18 protein-coding genes and 2 pseudogenes are annotated in these 17,380 nt (G+C 54.9%); 7 read left to right on the top strand and 13 right to left on the bottom strand.

What is annotated here, in order from left to right; all coding sequences use genetic code 11:
- The first annotated feature begins 29 nt into the window (after positions 1–29).
- Positions 30–689: a hypothetical protein gene (locus tag EOHIBHHM_RS25870; RefSeq protein ID WP_497259070.1), complete on the top strand. Its 660-nt coding sequence runs from the start codon at positions 30–32 to the stop codon at positions 687–689.
- Positions 690–706: 17 nt separating this feature from the next.
- Here EOHIBHHM_RS25870 and EOHIBHHM_RS25865 read toward each other — a convergent pair whose 3' ends face one another.
- Positions 707–2,374 carry a hydroxysqualene dehydroxylase gene (locus EOHIBHHM_RS25865; RefSeq protein WP_497259068.1) on the bottom strand — a complete coding sequence of 556 codons (1,668 nt, stop codon included), beginning with the start codon at positions 2,372–2,374 and terminating at the stop codon, positions 707–709.
- Between the two features lie 14 nt (positions 2,375–2,388).
- Here EOHIBHHM_RS25865 and EOHIBHHM_RS25860 point away from each other — a divergent pair, with 14 nt between their 5' ends.
- The 4 genes from EOHIBHHM_RS25860 (at position 2,389) to EOHIBHHM_RS25845 (ending at position 4,357) form a co-directional block, all read left to right on the top strand.
- Positions 2,389–2,619 (top strand): hypothetical protein, encoded by a 231-nt coding sequence (locus EOHIBHHM_RS25860; RefSeq protein WP_497259066.1) that lies wholly within the window; start codon positions 2,389–2,391, stop codon positions 2,617–2,619.
- A 127-nt stretch (positions 2,620–2,746) separates the two neighbouring features.
- Positions 2,747–3,091, top strand: a complete 345-nt coding sequence (locus EOHIBHHM_RS25855) for a helix-turn-helix transcriptional regulator (protein ID WP_497259064.1) — start codon at positions 2,747–2,749, stop codon at positions 3,089–3,091.
- Between the two features lie 386 nt (positions 3,092–3,477).
- Entirely contained in the window at positions 3,478–3,870 is a 393-nt protein-coding gene (locus tag EOHIBHHM_RS25850; protein WP_497259062.1) for a DoxX family protein, read from the top strand.
- Between the two features lie 118 nt (positions 3,871–3,988).
- Positions 3,989–4,357 (top strand): DUF4326 domain-containing protein, encoded by a 369-nt coding sequence (locus EOHIBHHM_RS25845; protein ID WP_497259060.1) that lies wholly within the window; start codon positions 3,989–3,991, stop codon positions 4,355–4,357.
- A 291-nt stretch (positions 4,358–4,648) separates the two neighbouring features.
- Here the strand turns inward: EOHIBHHM_RS25845 and EOHIBHHM_RS25840 are convergent, their stop codons facing one another.
- From EOHIBHHM_RS25840 to EOHIBHHM_RS25810, 7 genes and pseudogenes are all read right to left on the bottom strand, one after another.
- Positions 4,649–5,704, bottom strand: coding sequence for a hypothetical protein (locus EOHIBHHM_RS25840; RefSeq protein ID WP_497259058.1), 1,056 nt, complete (start codon positions 5,702–5,704; stop codon positions 4,649–4,651).
- Positions 5,705–5,953: 249 nt separating this feature from the next.
- Positions 5,954–6,646: a class I SAM-dependent methyltransferase gene (locus EOHIBHHM_RS25835; protein ID WP_497259056.1), complete on the bottom strand. Its 693-nt coding sequence runs from the start codon at positions 6,644–6,646 to the stop codon at positions 5,954–5,956.
- A gap of 282 nt (positions 6,647–6,928) precedes the next feature.
- Positions 6,929–7,618: pseudogene (locus EOHIBHHM_RS25830) on the bottom strand (Cdc6/Cdc18 family protein); the annotation flags it as partial.
- Between the two features lie 14 nt (positions 7,619–7,632).
- Positions 7,633–8,631: a transposase gene (locus tag EOHIBHHM_RS25825; protein ID WP_497258279.1), complete on the bottom strand. Its 999-nt coding sequence runs from the start codon at positions 8,629–8,631 to the stop codon at positions 7,633–7,635.
- Between the two features lie 49 nt (positions 8,632–8,680).
- Positions 8,681–9,202, bottom strand: a pseudogene (locus EOHIBHHM_RS25820) (Cdc6/Cdc18 family protein); the annotation flags it as partial.
- Positions 9,203–9,761: 559 nt separating this feature from the next.
- Positions 9,762–10,301, bottom strand: a complete 540-nt coding sequence (locus tag EOHIBHHM_RS25815) for a hypothetical protein (protein ID WP_497259054.1) — start codon at positions 10,299–10,301, stop codon at positions 9,762–9,764.
- Between the two features lie 283 nt (positions 10,302–10,584).
- Positions 10,585–10,914, bottom strand: coding sequence for a hypothetical protein (locus tag EOHIBHHM_RS25810; protein WP_497259052.1), 330 nt, complete (start codon positions 10,912–10,914; stop codon positions 10,585–10,587).
- Between the two features lie 395 nt (positions 10,915–11,309).
- On the opposite strand from EOHIBHHM_RS25810, the gene EOHIBHHM_RS25805 reads away from it, so the two are divergent.
- On the top strand, positions 11,310–11,603 hold the full coding sequence (locus tag EOHIBHHM_RS25805) for a PadR family transcriptional regulator (RefSeq protein ID WP_497259807.1): 294 nt from the start codon (positions 11,310–11,312) through the stop codon (positions 11,601–11,603).
- Between the two features lie 62 nt (positions 11,604–11,665).
- Here EOHIBHHM_RS25805 and EOHIBHHM_RS25800 read toward each other — a convergent pair whose 3' ends face one another.
- From EOHIBHHM_RS25800 to EOHIBHHM_RS25785, 4 genes are all read right to left on the bottom strand, one after another.
- Positions 11,666–12,118, bottom strand: coding sequence for a hypothetical protein (locus tag EOHIBHHM_RS25800; protein ID WP_497258583.1), 453 nt, complete (start codon positions 12,116–12,118; stop codon positions 11,666–11,668).
- Between the two features lie 437 nt (positions 12,119–12,555).
- Complete coding sequence (locus tag EOHIBHHM_RS25795) at positions 12,556–12,702, bottom strand: hypothetical protein (protein WP_497259050.1); 147 nt, start codon at positions 12,700–12,702, stop codon at positions 12,556–12,558.
- 29 nt (positions 12,703–12,731) lie between these two features.
- A complete protein-coding gene (locus EOHIBHHM_RS25790) occupies positions 12,732–13,016 on the bottom strand; it encodes a PadR family transcriptional regulator (protein ID WP_497259805.1) in 285 nt (94 codons plus the stop codon).
- 344 nt (positions 13,017–13,360) lie between these two features.
- Complete coding sequence (locus tag EOHIBHHM_RS25785) at positions 13,361–13,675, bottom strand: hypothetical protein (RefSeq protein ID WP_497259048.1); 315 nt, start codon at positions 13,673–13,675, stop codon at positions 13,361–13,363.
- A gap of 463 nt (positions 13,676–14,138) precedes the next feature.
- Between EOHIBHHM_RS25785 and EOHIBHHM_RS25780 the strand changes: the two genes are divergently transcribed.
- Entirely contained in the window at positions 14,139–15,299 is a 1,161-nt protein-coding gene (locus tag EOHIBHHM_RS25780; RefSeq protein ID WP_497259046.1) for a type I restriction enzyme HsdR N-terminal domain-containing protein, read from the top strand.
- Positions 15,300–15,376: 77 nt separating this feature from the next.
- Here EOHIBHHM_RS25780 and EOHIBHHM_RS25775 read toward each other — a convergent pair whose 3' ends face one another.
- Entirely contained in the window at positions 15,377–17,146 is a 1,770-nt protein-coding gene (locus tag EOHIBHHM_RS25775) for a DUF262 domain-containing protein (RefSeq protein WP_497259803.1), read from the bottom strand.
- Between the last annotated feature and the right edge of the window lie 234 nt (positions 17,147–17,380).

Below are 17,380 nucleotides of genomic sequence, written 5' to 3'. Positions count from 1 at the left end.
ATCCGCGACTAATCTAACGCCACCCACTCATGGATACTGAATCTTCGTACGACTATCAATTCCAGTTCGAGGATCCAACGGGGCACACCCACGTCTTCGAACTCGAAGCTCATTGCAGGAACAACATAGGTGAACCGCGAATCAGATGGCGAACCGAAGACGGGTCGGTCGCTGGTAAATGGGGGACTCTCAAATTCCCGGAAGACCGCTCACGGTCGACCCACACGCCGTACATGACGATGGAAGTCTCCGAACCGACATTGGTCTTCGGTCGGTTCGAGAAGAGTACGCCAACGATATTCGATATGCCTCGGGACTCGCTTACACTTCCACAGCGAATTGGGTCGACGATTCGTGACGAGCTAGAAGCTCTTGGGAGTCCAGCCCAGCGAGAGACAATCTCGGACGACCCCCATGCATTCCCGCCAGCGATAACAGATCCGGGTCTCCCACTCGAACCAGCGACGTGGTCACGCGTTGGATGGAATCCCGACGACCAGATTATGTGGTATCGACTCACGAACTACCCGAAGCCTGGATCAACAGAGTGGGATCAAGAAGCAGTGACGTCACCGCGACCCTATCAGATTGAACGAGGAACGCTCACTTGGCGAAAGCACCACATCACAGGAGCAAGCGGGTCGCCAGAAGAGCTCATTGATCAACTCGAGTTAGAAGAGATTTCGTAGTGTTACAACCCGAAGAGTCACCGACTACGGAGGCTCAACATTCGACTCGGTGTCGAGATCCCCTTGAACGTCTCACCGGGATGAGGAAGACCAAGTTGGTAGCGGATTGCGTCCTGTGCTTTGAGCGGCTTGAAGATTCGTGGCTCTTCTAACTCCCAGATTTTGCAGTACGGTGCTTGTGCACCGCTGCGCTTCAGAATTGCATTGACCGCACGACGGGCGGCCTCGTTTGCACTTTCCATGCTCGCGAGATCGGTATTGGTTCGAACGTAATCAGACGCCAAGACGAAGTTCTCTAACTTGGTGGCTGCACTCGGTCGGTAGCGAAGCGACCCAGCGGTGTTCACGAGAAGCGGCTCGCGATTGACGACACCTGTATCCGTCTCTTCGATAGCTGGGTTGAGGAACGACTCGACAAGGACGTCGTCCGAGAGGCGCTCAGTCCCGTTCCGATTGAGATGGGCTTTCAGTTGTGCCCACGTTTCGGCTTTGATTTCGTCAGGAGTGCAGTCACGCGCTGGCTTATCGTAGAGCATTCCAGGCTTGTCCCAGTCAGAGATGATGACTGAGAGGACGCCCTCAATGGTTCCATCGCTCTCCCCGGAGAGGGTGTACTCCTCCCAGAACTGTTGCTGTGAAATCGATGTGAGTGCCCATGGAGAGTCCAAGTAGAGTTGGTGGCCGTGGACAAGTGGGGTGTCTTCAGAGAGGTAGAACTGAATCCCGCTCATCCAACCGGTGTCGATTCGATCGAGACGCGCGAGCGATGGCGCTCCACGACGGAGCTTTTCAGTTAACAACTCAACCATCACTTCGACTGGCAGCGCAGCCACGTAGTAATCAGTCTGCACTTCTTCCGTGGAGCCCACTTTGTCGACGGTGACACTAGTGACACGCTCTCGTGTACAGTTGATGGCAGTGACTTGAGCATCGTGGACGAATTCGACACCCCTGTCTTGGAGGTACGTGACCCACGGTTCAATCCATGCTTTGCTCGTCGGACCGTTGAGTATTTTCTCGGCCTCCATTGAGGGGTCTAGTTGTCCTCGGATGAGCTGAAGGTAAATCTGCCCGAAGGTTCGAGCACTCCCATCTTGGGGACGAAGCGCGACAAGCAACTGCGTTACCGCTGCAAGTTGCTGGTACGGTTCGGACATCCGCTCTGCCTCGATGTAGTCCCACCATGAGATGTTCTCAAGTTCGCTCTCACGTCGTTTGTCACAACTCGTGAGAAGCGTCAACATCCGTTCTGCGAAGAACCGTGCTTCAGTTCCCGAGAGCGAATTCGAAGAGTTGCCAGGCCGAAGCGTCTCTGCCCATTCGTCGAGCGTCTCTGGTGTTTTCGTAGAGGCGACTGCTTCCTCTCCAGTCATTCGTGCCATGAGCGACTGGGAGGTTGGCACAAGATTGTCGGCAACTGTGTGGTGGTCTCCGTACGGGATACGGCTCATCGTGTCCGTGACGTGCCTGTAAAAGCCCGGGAAGAATCGAAAGCCGTGTTCACCGAGAACCTGAGTCTCGTCCGATATGGGAATACTTCGTGCTTTCCCACCGAAGCGACTCTTTGCTTCGTAGACGGTCACCTCGAACCCTCGCTCAATAAGTTCGTGAGCGGCGCTTAGGCCACCAATCCCTCCTCCAAGGATTGCAACAGTTTGTGTCACAACTTCCCTTGGTTTGTACATACTTGAACCGTTGGATGGCAGAGTCTGTCACTCGTAAGAGGGACTCTTTTCTTGAGAGACCCAATGCAGATATTCCTGAGGGGGTTCACGGGAGCATGAAAGAGCTGGGGAAGATGTACGGGATTTCGACGGAGGAGGCCTACATTCTCGCTGCGAAAGTGCTGTTGAACCTTGAGTCGGAGATCGAGTATGCTCCGGACGGCGACCTTGTTGAGACGTTTCTTGAGAAGCACGCGAACCGATAGCGACGGGAGAGTGGACAGCGCGCTCGACACGCCTCCGCTGGCAGAGCACGCTCGACGGTCTCTCGACTCAATATGGGTGTCTCCTGAACCTATGTGATTATACGCGCCGACGCTGGAAGACTGAAATATGGCTGATTCGGACGCACGGAAAGACGGTAGCCACGAGATCGACTTCGAGGCTTACAATCTTCCGACTGATCTGACGGCTTTTCAAGCGTATCTCTTGTGTCTGATCTATCGCTTCGATGTTACAGATGGGGCGGTTTTGCAATCGGCGCTTGAGGCGCTCTACCCCGAACCAATCAACCACGGCCGACTCTATCCAAGTCTTGATCGGTTGGTCGATGCGGGATTGGTCAGCAAGCAAACGAAAGCTACGGACAAGCGATACAAGGAATACACGCTCACCGGACGTGGTGAGTGGGTTGTCGATGAGTACGCGCGGTTCGTCGAAGAGATGGTGGTTCCTTGAGTCGGCGGATTGAGTTGCGACGGGAGGTCATCGCTGTGTGAGCACCGCTGCGTTTGTTGTCGACGTCGTCAGGAGAGAGAGTACATTTCGTCTGTTCAAGCGACGAGAGAACCGCTCTCCGGCTACTTTTCTCTCGCCTCGGCTTCCGTGCGCGTGTTGATGAGCCGGCCGCGTTGGACCAGCGGGCGTTCTCTATAAGAGATCACGAGAGGGCCGTTGGACAGACTAACGACCGACGAGAAAAGCGTCGGTCGTTGGGCGTCACGATCTAGAGCTCAAGTAACTAAGGAGTATTTCACAACTTTGGGATTTTGTCTGGCGACTGAGTAGCGGCAAGCCGGTTGGTGAAGAACGGCCTTATCCATCTCCTCAGCCAATTTTATCTGATGTCTTCATCGAATTCGACGGATACCGAACCACCGTCACGTCTTGGCCGCCTTCTCTTTGGCGGCGGACTCGCAGTCCTCGCATTCCTGAATCTCAGGAACCTCGAGGGACGTATCGCCTATGCCGATGCCAAGGGTGTTCCACTCGCCGAGAAGCTAGTGCCTGCTGCAAGTGGCCTTCTTCTCGGTGGGAGTCTTGGCATTGGCGTCTGGAAGCTTCCGAAGCTCGCAGCAGCAAGCGTTGCGACGTTCTTTGCTGGGGTTACGCCAGTCATGCACGACTTCTGGGCAGTTGACGAGGAATCCCGTGACGAGGAGCTGATGTCGTTCCTCCAGAACATGACGCTCCTTGGTGCTGCTATCGCATTCTTCAAGCGCGCAACCCAAGAATAGCGACTCCCAGTCGTACGTCCTTTCCAGGTGGGCGATTTTTGACACTGTGTCTATTTGAATATAAATAGCCATACCGGGAACTACTGAATTAAAATGGTTTGCGTGACTTTGTCTCAGCATGGCCCACGAACACACTGTACAGACAACGCTGTTAGGTAAGCCTCAGACGACCCTTGTCAATCAGCGGCATGCCGATGAATACGATGTCGATATCGGACGGGCCAATGGTGGAAACTCGCATCTGTTGAACACTCCGGTTGGAGATGATGGCTGGCTTGGAAATCCGTTTACCATGGCGAACCACACACGGGAAGAGGCAGTCGAAAAATATCGTGAGGCGTTTCGGAGCAGATTACAAGAGGACGCATTTCGCGAGGCTGTGGAGTCACTACAGGGTAAGACGCTGGCCTGCTGGTGCTATCCGCAGGAGTGCCACGGTGATGTGATTCTCGCGTATTTACACTACAAAGCAGACGTTCTCGACTAACCAAGAGAACAGCTCAGACTATCTCGACTGGATGAAGATGGGGCACTCCATCCAAGATGACAGTTCGAGTCAACCAGTGGTATGGCTCAACGCTCTTGTGTAGCACATTGTTGATAGAGAGCCGTCTTGTGATTCTGTAGTGCAGTCGATGAAACGAGAACCGGGTCGTTGGGAGATCAACCGGTCAATCTCTGTTCCGACTCGGCTGGAGAGATTGCTAGCAACAATCTCCGACAGATGAGCGATGGCTCAATTCTTTCTCGTCGATGAATCGATCTTCCCCTTGTATGACTAGTTTGGTGTATTAACACTGTCACCCGGCCCACCGGCTGACAGATGATCGAACTCGTTTGTCGGGATCGTACCGTCGGTCCAGACTACCCGGCCCTCTGTCTTGACATCGAGGCCGTCGTAGGACCCGAATCGGGAAGACTCGGCGTCGATATAGTCCGCCAACGTAGCGGTCTCCGCAGCCTGTGCGTCAGGGTAGGTGTTTGCAAACGTGAGGTGTGTCGTCTTAGAGTCGAATCGCCACGCTTTGAGCCCACCAGTGATGCTGTCCTTTCGGAAGCCGCGTGACGTCGACCCATCCATCGCTTCTGGGTAGCACCACACCGCGTGGGGATCGTCGATGAGTCCGAGCATCGCCTTCGCATACTCGTTGCTCGCCACGTACTGTCCCGTTTCCCCGGCTTGGGAGTCGAGGAACGCTTTCGTGAGTGCGAGCGGGTCTCTGTCTCTGCCCATCGGTGTGACGACCATCACGGCGTTCTCGGACACGGCAAAAATGCGTCGCGTGCCGTAGAGATCGAACCCGCGATAGTGGGTCAACTCCGGTTCGGGCGTCGGCTCCGGCGTGGGTGTCGTTGCTGTCGATGCCGTTTGCTGGGACCGACGCTCACTGGTAATCTTTTCACTAACCGCGTCGGGGTCGAACGATCCGAGGGCCAGATTCATGGTAAAATCGATGCGCAACGTGGCGTCCACATCAGCGACATCGACGAATCGATCGGGGACAGAACTCAGCATCTCCGCTTCGAGTCGCCTGTAGGCACTGTCGTGGAACGCATCTCGGTTGGCACGAATGGTTGCCACATCGAAATACTGGAACCCGTAGCCATCTCGCAGGGCGGTCGTCGCCGGGTCGGGTAACCACTGTCTAAAATCAATCGCGGCAGTTCCAGTTGATTGGGGAGTCTGCGTCGGCTCTTCAGGAGTGGGCGTCTCAGTTTGCGTCGTATCACTACTGGTCGATGCGTTGCTGAGACAGCCGGCACTCGCGGTGAGTGTTCCACCAGTAAGTGTCAGCCCAGCCGCTTTGAGGAGGGCGCGTCGTGAGCGAGGCATAGAGAGGACTCATCGGAGGAGTGAGATAAGTTTTCTCCACTACTGTGTGAGGACAATTTATGGAACGCTCCGCTCAAGGACTCCAAATGATGTGAAGAATGAACGATGGTTGGGTCATCGACTCGCAACTAGCTTACCGCCAACATGGTTTGGAACCGCTTGTCTCAACTTCGACAGGCAGTGTCTATCAAATATGTGTTTCTTGACATATTCATATTTTATATAAAATATCACATAGAATGAACCCGTTCATCGCTGCTGACGACATGTGTCAGCGTCAGAGTCAATTGCGTCTCCCTTTCGAATGAGCGTGCCGCGCATGAAGGGCTTCACTGGTGGGATACCGAACGCAAGCTCATCAAGTTCTACCAGCATGAAGCGGTCATCCGAACTGAGCGTCGCTACGGTATCGCGGTTGAGATTACAGCCAGCGATTGTGCGACGCCAAATCGGATTCACGAGGTCCTGCACTCGTCCGACCACACCATCGGCGTGGACGTGTTCAAGGAAGCGGAACTCGCCGCCTGATTTGAGGACACGGGCTACTTCGTCGAGTGCCGCCTGCAGATCTGGAATCGTACAGAACACGAGTGAGGCGATGACGACGTCAAACGATGCATCGGCATAGGGGAGTGTCTGTGCCCCATTCGGTTGAATTTCGATGTCGAGGTCGAAATCGTGCGCCTTCTGTATAGCGCGGCGCCGCATGTGCGGGTCTGGCTCAATTGCGTGAAGGTCGAGCGATGGATCGGATTCAATTGCCGACTTGAAATACGGAAACATGGCGCCGGTTCCGGCGCCGAGATCGAGCACCATCCCCTGTAAGTCCGCAGCGAGATACTCACGATGTTCTTTGACGAAATTTTCTTCCGCTCCTTTGTTGACTCTGTCGTACACTGCTGCAAATACTGGATGTGAGGGGTGCTGTTCTGAATTCGTCATTGAGAGATCACCAGTTCCAGCCTACGAAATTGGGTATTTCGAGGGTGAGACCAACGACTATGATGTTCCGCAAAGCAATAGTGATCATGAGGCCGGTGCAGGAGTTGACAGAGTGGGTGGTGACGGTGGACCATCGCTGTGTGAGTAACGCTGCGTTTGTTGTCGACGTCGTCAAGATAGTGAGTACATTTCGTATGTTCAACTCCGAGATTGAGGCTCGTAGGTGCCAGCAGTGAGAGAGTACATTTCGTATGTTCAAGCGACGAGAGAGCCACTCTCCGGCTACTTTCCGTTCGCCTCGACTTCCGTGCGCGTGTTGATGATTATCTCAGGATCCATGTCGAGTTCGTACTCGTAGTACTGGCCACCGCTCACGCCCTGATTGTTGTCGCGACGGGAGAGAAACCCGAGCATGTGAAGCTCAGACAAGTGGTCTTGAATACTCTTCAGTGTCGTCAACGGGTCATGGTTCCACGAGTTGGCGACCGACTCGTACTGTCGCTTGATGACTTTCGAGCGAACGGGGGCTTTGCCATGGGTTTGGAGTCGGGCGATCGCTTCGAGGATGAGTTGTGCGTGTTGAGTTTGGTCGCGAATGCGATTCTTGAGCCGGCCGCGTTGGACAAGTTCACGCGCTTCGTCAATATGGTCATCAGTGATGCACGGGTCTCCATTACGTTCGGCGACCTCCGCCCCCATCCGCAAAAGGTCGATCGCTTGGCGGGCGTTCCCCATATCCGAGGCCGATACAGCAGCGGCCATTTTGATTGCCGAATCGTCGCACCCGCCCTCGACGAACGCTCGGTCAGCCCGGTCCCGAAGAATGGTCCGGAGTTCGTGGGCGTCGTACGGTGAGAAGGATATCTCAGTCTCCATCAACGTGTCCTTGACCTTCGCCGACAGCGATTTTCTGAACGTGTACTTGTTCGAGATGCCGATGATTCCGATGCGGCAGTTGGTAATTCGAGCGTGTCATAGAATTCTTCTCATACCCTGAGCATCTCCCGTCCCGGATTGTCTCCTCGTTCGTCGTTGGTGATTGCGACGACGAGTCGCAGGCACAGCGCCAGAAACACTTGCGCTCGTGCGTGAACGCGGCCTCGGGCGCGGACGTGCCCGAGGCCGCAGTCCTTGACCGCATCGTTCGTTCGCTCAACCTGTGTCCGGCGGTTGTACGTCTCCTCTAACACCGATTGCTTCAGCTGAAGATCCTCGCTGTGTTCCTCTATTTGATCTTCAACCCTGTACTCGATATCGAGCGGCTCATCGGTGTTTCGCGGATTGTACGGCGCAACGGGCACGACTCCTGCGTCCAGCAGGAAGTCGTGCCACTGGAGTGTGTCGTAGGCACTGTCGCCAATCATCCAGATCGGAGTGTCGACGGCGAGCGCGTCACGCGTGACGCGCATCGCCGTCTCTTCTGAGGCTTGTTTCGCCTGTGTGAACTCCGCTGCGATAGGAATCTTCGCTCCTGTCGAGACGATCGTACAGCCGAAGCCGTAGTAGTGCTCTTCAGCCGTCGAATCGTAGTTCCATGATGCTTCATCATTCCACTGAATCGCCTCGACGTGAGTTGAATCGATTCGATACGTAGAGTCGAGCAGGCCCCGGAGGGCGGCCTGCTCGACGAGGTGGTCGAAGACTTCGTCAACGACGTGTTCGAGGTCAGTGAGGAAGCGATCGACCGCGTCTCGCGACGGCGGTCGATCGAAGCCACAACAGCGCCAGACGAGTGGATTCTGCAGTTCGCGCGTGATTGGACGAGTACCGTAGACGTTCTCGTAGTAACAGTGCAGAAAGCCTCGGAAGAGTTCTGGTGGCTTGTGTACTCGTGTTCGCCCCCGCTTGCAGGGGGCGAACACGTCGTACTCACGCAGAAATTCGAACTCAAGATGTTCAAACAGCGGGACGGTCTTGGTCGCCGCGGCATTCAAGAAGTCGTCGACCGAAGCTACGTTTTGCAGGGCTTGGGTTTTGTTGGACACATTTCCCTCGCCCTGCCACCTCGTACGTGACGCTTTCTATGACACGCTCAATTCGGTTATTCGATCGGGCACGAGGCAGCTCATAGAGCAGCGTGTTGACCTTATCGAGATGGTCTATTTCGTCGAAGATGAGGTAGTGAGTGCCGCCAATGCGGTCGAGTTGCGTGTAGAGTTCCTCGAATGCATCGCCCGTACCCAATCCACGTTTCGGGAACGCACTTGCATGGTCAGGGAGGAGATCGTTGACGAGACTCCGAACAACCATGAACAGCGACTGTCCATTGCAGTTCTTTTGATGGACGTGGAGGTCGTCGATGTCGTCGTTTTCTGCGACCTTCGCCTGGAGCGCGTCCATCATGTACTTCGTGACCGCCGTTTTCCCAAGGCCGGCTTTCCCGTAGAGCATAATGTTCTCGGGTTGCCGGCCGTTCAACACATGACGAAGCGAAAAGCGGTAGTCGTCGATTTCTTCGTCCCGCTCAAGAATCACCTCGGGTTGATAATCCTCGGTGAGAACGTGCTGGTTGAGAAGAATATTGTCCTCCATATCCTCGAACGGGTCCGTTGACATGCAATTGGTACACACACTTCTTGGGTAATACTTAAAACCACGGTTCGTTAGATTCGTATGTTCGACTTAACTTTGCTAACATGCTGTCTTTGGGGTTCTCGGCGTATCTATTGTGAGTAGACATACGAAATGTACTCTCTCTGTGTGCGCAGACTTGGCTCTATTCGCTCGCTGTGGACATACGAAATGTACTCTCTTTCTCTGTGAGAGAAGCGGCAGTCGGGGTTGAACATACGAAATGTACTGTCTCACTCTCCATGGACTTGGCTCCATTCGACTGCTGTGGACATACGAGATGTACTGTCTGTGACCAGCGCTACCGGATCGGGGACGACGCTCTCCGCTGCTCGAACGTCCGAATAACTCGACGTCGGAATCCTGCGGTCACTGGCTCCGTAATGTCGCCCGCTCTTTCGATCGATTCGTGTTGTCGACGACGGCGTACTGCAACCGCACCGTCGAGCGAGAAAGACTGGCTGGCCACTGCTGCTCCAGACAGCGGATTCCCGGCCCCGTAGCGGTCCGTTGTGGAGTTAGTCCCACTTCCCGTGGTCGCGTTTCAGTCCCGTCGTTCAGGGTGAGCCACGTAGTCTTCAGAGAACCGCTCGCGTACCATCTCGGCGGTCAGTTCTGCTGCACGCCGAGCTTCAGAGGGACAATCGTAGAAGGAGAGATCCAGAATCCGAGCGGGTGGGAAGATCGCACAGAAGTCTGCGCCGACGCCGGCGACGTGCTGCCAGATGCTGATGGCAACCCGATTTGAGACACCGACGTAGAGGCGCCGCTCTGCGGTGCTCGCTTCTCGCGGCCACGTAACCGAGTGCTGGAGCCCGAGCTGGGCTCGGGCAGCGTGGTCTGCCCCGGAGCTGTTCGTACCCTCGAGGACGTAGACGGCATCGGTGCGCCCGGTCCAGTCGGCAAATGGAGCGCACTCGGCAAGCACGGTGCCGAGGTTGTGGTTTGCCTGGAGCGGGTGAACGTCTGTGAGTTCGCGGTAATGATCGTCTGGAATCCGCTCGACGACGTCGGATACATGCTGGCTGAGTGATGTTGGGTTCCCGGCGTGAACACGGTCGAGATTATCTTGCCGCACAGACATATGTGTGGTATGTCATCACATGCATAAGTAGATACCCCCGGAGAACAGTCGTTGTGGGTTACAGCGAGCGCTTGTGAGACATCGAGCCAAGGCTCTTCGAGAGACCAACGACCGACGAGAAAAGCGTCGGTCGTGGGGTTCATGGATACCTGTCAGACGACTTCTCCGATGGTTGGATGACAGTGCGCGTCTTGCGACGCCACTCATTGCTTTATTCTATTCGTGCATAAATCTAGGGAATAATCAATGAGGTTTCAGGATCGTCGATGAGAGAGACGCAGAGCTACTCGTGGGTTTTCGTAAGGACGTCTCCCAATGCTTCGAGTTGCTGTGGGTCGTACTCACGGAGATCGTAGCGGGTGGAATTACTTCGTTCAGTGTAGGTGTCGATAATGGCACACTCGACCAGCAGGGGAAGCACCCGTCCGAACGTGTGTGCGGAGATGGCTGGGTCTTCGAGTTCTGCGTAGAGTTGACTGCTCGTCGGATAGGACCGCGTCGTCCTGTCGAGCGCTGTTTTGAATTCGGGGTAATATTCCTCGAGGAGCCGAATCCGGCGGGGCGCACAGTCTCGAAGCGCCTCAACGTGAGACTGGAGTTCGTTTCGTGGCATGGGTTCTGTCCCTCTGTGTCACTGGTCGACTGAACACTCCCCCTCTAAATAGACGTAGTGGCCTTCTGCGGGTGCTCAGTGTCTCGAACGAGTACTGACGGGGGAGCGAGGAACTCCGTGAATCGTCCATACGGGAGCTGCTGTATTCACTCTCACTCTCCGTTCGTGTTGGACTTGTCTCCCAACTCGAACCGTTTCGGATCACGGTGGGAGCGGGGCGACTCCAACTGGCTACCTCGGTGCACTTGCCGATTTTGTACGGAATGAACCAACTCACTAGTTCACATCACTCCTGTATATAATTGCAAATAATGTATTCTATTAGTGTAACATTTCTTTAAACATAAATATCCCAATAACTCTTATCAGGGATGAGGATATATTGGTTTGACATGTTGATCGAGCTCACTGGGTTCCAACGCGACCTCCTGTATGTCATCAGTGGATTAGGGAAGCCATCAGGACAAGCGATTAAACAACGATTCGAGCGAGATTTCAGTGCGGAAATCAATGCTGGACGACTGTACCCGAACCTGGATGTTCTCGTTGACAGTGGGTACGTCGAAAAGGGGCAACGTGACCGGCGAACGAACTTCTATCAGCTGACGGCGCTCGGTCACCAACAGTTGGTCGACCGACGACAGTGGGAAACGACACTCCTCGGTGAGTCTGTAAACACATCCTCTTAGATGTGTCTCGCCCCCGTTCGAATGTGAGACGCTGTGTCGTGCGACCTTCTGTAAAATACCGCCTACGTACCTGGACAGCCAGTGAGATGATCGGGCAGCCCACCCTTCGTCACCGTTTCTCCACAGAACGGACAATCACGTGTTTCGGCGGCCTCCTGGTGGTCGGGGTGATGAGCGGTTGATTCATAGTACTCATCAAGGACACTGGTAGCAGCCTCGCCCCACTGCTGGCCTTGGTTTCCGAGCACCCGTCGGAGCCCACGGCGAGACTTGTGTTCTGTGAGCTTCGGATTCGCTTCGATCAGTGCGCGGACGACTGCCACAGGCTCGTGTTCGGCGTCGAGATACGCGATAGGCGAGAGGCGGCCACCGACTCGCTCGGCTGGTCCACGACCGGCATACAGGGTTAAGCAACTGAGTCCTTCGGCACGTTGGGATGTGGTGATCTCGTGAGGCAGTTCAGCGACCGGGACTGGGCCATGTTCCTCGAGGTAAATGATGTTCCCCAACGTCATCGTTTCGGACGTGTTTGTGTTGCAGGAATAAACCCTCCGACGGGTATTCCGTGTGGGGACAGGTTGCTACCAGCGGTCTGGACACTGGTCTAATTAAGAATTTCTGCTGAACAAAAATATCGACGTTGTGTTATAGGGCGACTCGAAAGCAGTGCGTGCGACCCCATCCGCTGCTCGGATGTGAGACGTCGCACGTTCAGAGGCACCCTCTCCCCCTTCCCATCCTCATCCTGCACAGGTGCCTCTTGGAACGTTCAGTGGTCGATCCTGTGCGACGATGCGGGCACTGTACCGTGCTGGCCAGCAGTAGCTGAGACTACTCGCGAAGTCGGACTACGATTTAGGAGCATCATATATCTCAGAAAATTCGCGATTATTTATTGTCTTGTTTGTAGATAGGACATAGCAGGAAGCAACCAATGGCTACACACGATGATTCAACAGCTGCTGTCGAAGGTATCACAGACGACGACCGCAAGCGCATTCGTGCCTTTCTTGCAGAGCCCGTCCATCGCCGCACGCCGCATATGCTCTGTCCGCCAGAAGAGTAGCTGGGTGTGCAGAAGCGAGCCTGGGTCGAGCATCTGCTTCCCACCGCATCTCCAATCGAGTATTAGGCTGGCAGTGCCTTGGATTGCGATTGCATCCACTCCAGTTGCTCTTGGATGGTCAACGATCCCTTTTCGGTGATTTGGTAGTAGTTTGTGCGGCGGTCATGCTGGCCTTTCTCGAGGAGGCCCCGCTCAACGAGAGTATCGAGATTTGGGTACAGCCGCCCGTGTTTCACTTCGGTCCCGATTGTCTCTTGAATCTGGTCTTTGATCTCCTGTCCCGATGGCTTCTCTAAGCCACTCGCCACCACAAGGAGGTCTCGCTGGAACCCCGTCAACCCGAACATTTCGTTCATTCCCATCACCTCTCCACCTAGATTAGTTTCTGCACACTTGTGCATTTCTACACTGCATTACAAAACAGATTGTGCATAGTTCCGGTAACTGCGTGTAAATCAATCTCCAGACTATACAGACACATACTCTCTTCGGACAGTCGTGTTGTCCCGTCTTCGCGACGACTGTGAGAGGTATCTGTGACAGACAGGCCTCGGTCTTCGAAGGCGGCGACGACGTCGTTCCTGTGTGTCCAACTGAAGAGATCCCGGTTAGGGCGACCTGCCTGACACCCGACTGAACACCGTCGCTATAGCGCCGACAGTGATGGCGTATGACTACTCAGTGGGAGTGCTTACACGAGCAACGCTTCGAGTTCCTCGAGGTCAGCCGCGTCGTATCCACGGATGTCGTAGCGATTGGCGCTCGAACGCTCGGCATAGATGTCGATAATCTCGAGATCGACCAGCAAGGCGAGCAGGCGGCCGAAGGTCCGTGCCGGAATGGGTGGGTCCTCGAGATGGGCGTACAGTTGGCGCCCCGTTGGGTAGGGGCGCGTGGCGTCGTCGAGCGCTGTCTGGAGCAGTGGGAGGTGCCGTCGGAGGGTGCTGTAGTGTTGCGGGGAGCGTGCTTCAAGCGCCTCGAGTCGGGTGGTGAGCGACGACGCCATCAGTGGGTTGCTGGTGAGTCGTGCGGTGGGAGTGATACGTGTTGTGATGGATGGTGGGTGCAAGGCGTGCGTCGGCGTCGGCGAGCGATTAGAAGCGGAAGGTAACGATCTCGGGCGCCCCACAGGCTGGACACGTCGCGTCCGTGGCCGTGCACGCCGTCCCACACTGTCGGCATTCGTGGATGACGGTGTCTGTCGACAGCAGTTGTGTGAGCCGACCGCGGAGTGTATCACTGCTCGACATGTCTGCATGGTCTCGTCCTATCCCTGCTAAGTGTTGCTCTTGGGACTGTCGGGTGTGCTGATAGTGAGGGAGGTGGGGTTCAGGACAACGTTCGCATTTCACAATGGTGTTTTCGGGGTCTCCTTTCGGGGATTTCGGGGCATTGTGAATGGCCATCAGGGCGTTGAGAGGGGGTTAGATTGTTTCTAGAGAGCTGTAGAGGGTTCAATGGCATTGTGAATGTGTCCGGGAGCGAATTATCCCTTGAGAGCAGTGTTTGAACCTTTTTCACAAAGCCGGGTGGACCCCTCATCATCCATGTCGCTTTCGTCTGAATTATCTGCCTACGTCGACCGCTCGCAACGGCTTATCGACGAGTCACCGCAGATGGACGAACAGAACACGAAGCGGAAACTCATCGAACCACTTCTCGAGGTGCTCGGGTGGGAGATGCTCTCGTCGGACGTCGAACTCGAGTACTCGGTGCCGATGGGGTCTGGGACGAAGAAGGTCGACTATGCATTGCAACTCGAAGAAACACCGGTTGTCTTCGTCGAAGCGAAGGGCTGTGACACGTCGCTCACTGACAGCCACGAGGATCAACTGCGGAGCTACATGCGACAAGTGGGTGTCGAGTGGGGGCTGCTGTCGAACGGCCGGACGTTCGAGTTGTTCCGCCGCGACGACTCCACGCGCCGCCCGAACGAGATTGCGCTTGCCGCGTTCTCGTTGGACGAGATCAGCGATCAGACGCGGCCGCTCACAGCGCTTACGCGAGACTCGATTCAGAGTGGTGAGTCCCAACAGATTGCGGCACGCATCGAGTCGGTGCAGGCCGCCATCAATACACTGCGAACTGAGAAAGAGGATGTTGCTGCGGACGTGACTCAGGTGGTGACGGACGTCGCTGGGGAGGCTGTCTCCCAACAGGTCGAGGACGAAGCCAAGCGGTTTGTGGATGCGTTGATTGCGTCGTTGGAGGGCCAGACGCAGCCATCGGAACCCGTGTCGAATGCGTCCACAAGTAGCCCATCTGACTCGTCGATCCCTGACGGCGAGTACGTGATTGAGGTGACGCAGAACGGCTCGACCGTTACCCAGGTGTCCGGCAGCAATCAGTCGGCGTCGATGGCAGCACTCGTTGACTATCTCATTACGGAAGAAGGCTTGTTGGACGTGATCGAAGTGCCGTACGTACCGGGGACTGGACGAGGGAGCAGCGCCTTGCTCAACGACGAGCCCGTCCATACGAACGGCGACGAGATGCGCGGGTATGAGTCGATCTCGAATGGCTGCTATCTGTTGACGTCGTTGAGTGCGAAGGATAAGAGACGGTATGTCTCAGAGCTGCCGGCGCACGTTGGGTTGGACTGTGCGTTCCGTGGGGCGTGGGAAGAATAGGTGGGTGTCTGGGGTTTTACGACAGTAATCTGCCGAAGTACGGTACAAGAGTAGAAATCATAAGAACACCGTTGGAGTCAGGAGAGCCAGATTTCCTTTGCTTCCTCTTTCAGCCGTTCATGACGTTCCTGCAGATGTTCTGGTGTCCACTCATCGTACTCATCGAGTTCATTGACGAGCGGGAAGTCACTCTTCTTCTGGAAGTACTCCTCGTACTTTGCGTGGAACGGCTTGTTGCTCACTTTGTAATTTTTCCGTCCATCAAGTGGGACAAGATTCCCCATTCGGTCGGTCCACGTATCACGCCAGCGATCATCATTGAACCGACTTTGCCAGTAGTCGTTATTTGGCGTCTGTGGGAGGATGTGTTCGATAGTAACGTTGTTTCCGTATTCCACCTTCGAGTTGCGGTTATCGAACCGCTCGCCGTTGATGCGCATCAGGATATACTTTGGCCACTGATAGTTTCCCTTCCGGTAGAAGTTACTGAGGTCAAGTGCGTTCTCGAACGCCTCACTTTCCTCTGTGATTTTCTCGTTGAGAACCGGAAGTTCGAGGACGTCTTCTGGTGTCTCTGCAGCCTCGATTTCACGGAGAAGGGCATATACCCGGCTATATCGCCCCGTATTCGAGGAGCCAGTAAGCCAGTCAACGGTCAGCCGCCGCTCTAGTAATTCGACGAACGAGAGTAGAGCTGATTCATCGTCGAATTTTGCGTCGAATTGGATGAGAGCGACCATCCACTCATCGGACGGGTAGAAGTCCCGCATCAAGGAGACTAAATTATGGTAGTAGACCTCCTCGGCATGGGTCGTACCGTCCAGTTCAGCATTATAGATACGATGTCGGTGAACATCAAACACCGTCTCGAGATACTCAACGAACTTCGCCCCTCGGAACGAGTTGTCCTCGGGGAAGACACGGTCTTTGAATTCGTCGTAGACGGACTTTTGCGATCGCTCCTTTACGATGATATGGCGCATGAAGCCGATAAAGCGCTCTAAGCCTTCGTTCCCGACTTCTTCCTCCATATCCTCCCACTTCCGTTGGTACTCTTTTCGTTTCTCGTCGTCATCAATGCGGCTGAGGTTCTCGGATTTTAGGAGGTCCGCATTATTGAGCGGCATCCCACGAGCGTTTGTGACGTTGAACAGCCGGAACGCCGAACTCAGCGAATTCGTTGAAATCCGGACCATCACTACGCGAAGTGTGAGATACGTCGCGAAGTCACCAATATCACCATCTTCCTCGGTCTGCCAGCTAGCGAGTTCCTCTCGGAAGGTTTTGATTGCCTGTAGGATGTTCTGCTTCGGCTCAGAGTCACCCGTTTCTGGCTTGGGGATCTCTTCTGTTGCACCGTGTGTAAGAACGTGAGTATTGAAGAAATCGTGGTCTCGCTCCCGAACTTTGAGTCGGACTGTCTCCGACTTCCCCTTGATCGGATCACTCTCTTCATAGATGAGGCCGCCAAGCGAATTCGCTCGTGCTTCATCGTCAACGAGGTCACGAAGAACAGCAATCAGAATCGCCAACGAGGTCAGCCGCTGTTGTCCATCAATGATATCGGACCGTTCTCCGGTGTCGCTTCCATCGTTCAGAATAATGCTGCCGAGGAAGTAGGGTTCATAGGCATCGAGCGTCTGCTTCTTCAGTTCACCCGTATCGCCGAGTAGGGTACCATGTGCATCACGACCGACCTCGTACGCCTCAGTGAGGTCGTCGATGAGGTCCATGAAGTTTTCCTCAGTCCATGAGAACGGACGTTGGAACTTGGGAATTTCGTAGTGATAGTCGTCGTAGAGTTTAGTGAGAAATTCTTCCTTCGCGTCGATCTGACTCGCACCCATCACCTGTGACATCACAACAGATCGGTATAGTAGTGTGGAAGTTCTGCCAAACATCTACCACCCCCTCAACAGTCAGATTGGATGGTCTGAAAGTGGTCTATCGACCGAACCTATCTAACGATGCGAAATTCCAAAAGTCTAAGTTAACGGTTGGTTTACTCAGCGATAACAAGCATGCGCATCGATTTTTCGAGAGACTCTGGTCAGGGGAAGGACTGAGCCCATGCCAATGAT

It is taken from the genome of Halogranum roseipondis (assembly GCF_059695585.1).
The sequence above is the reverse complement of the archived record's forward strand: the minus strand, read 5'-3'. Positions and strand labels throughout refer to the sequence as shown.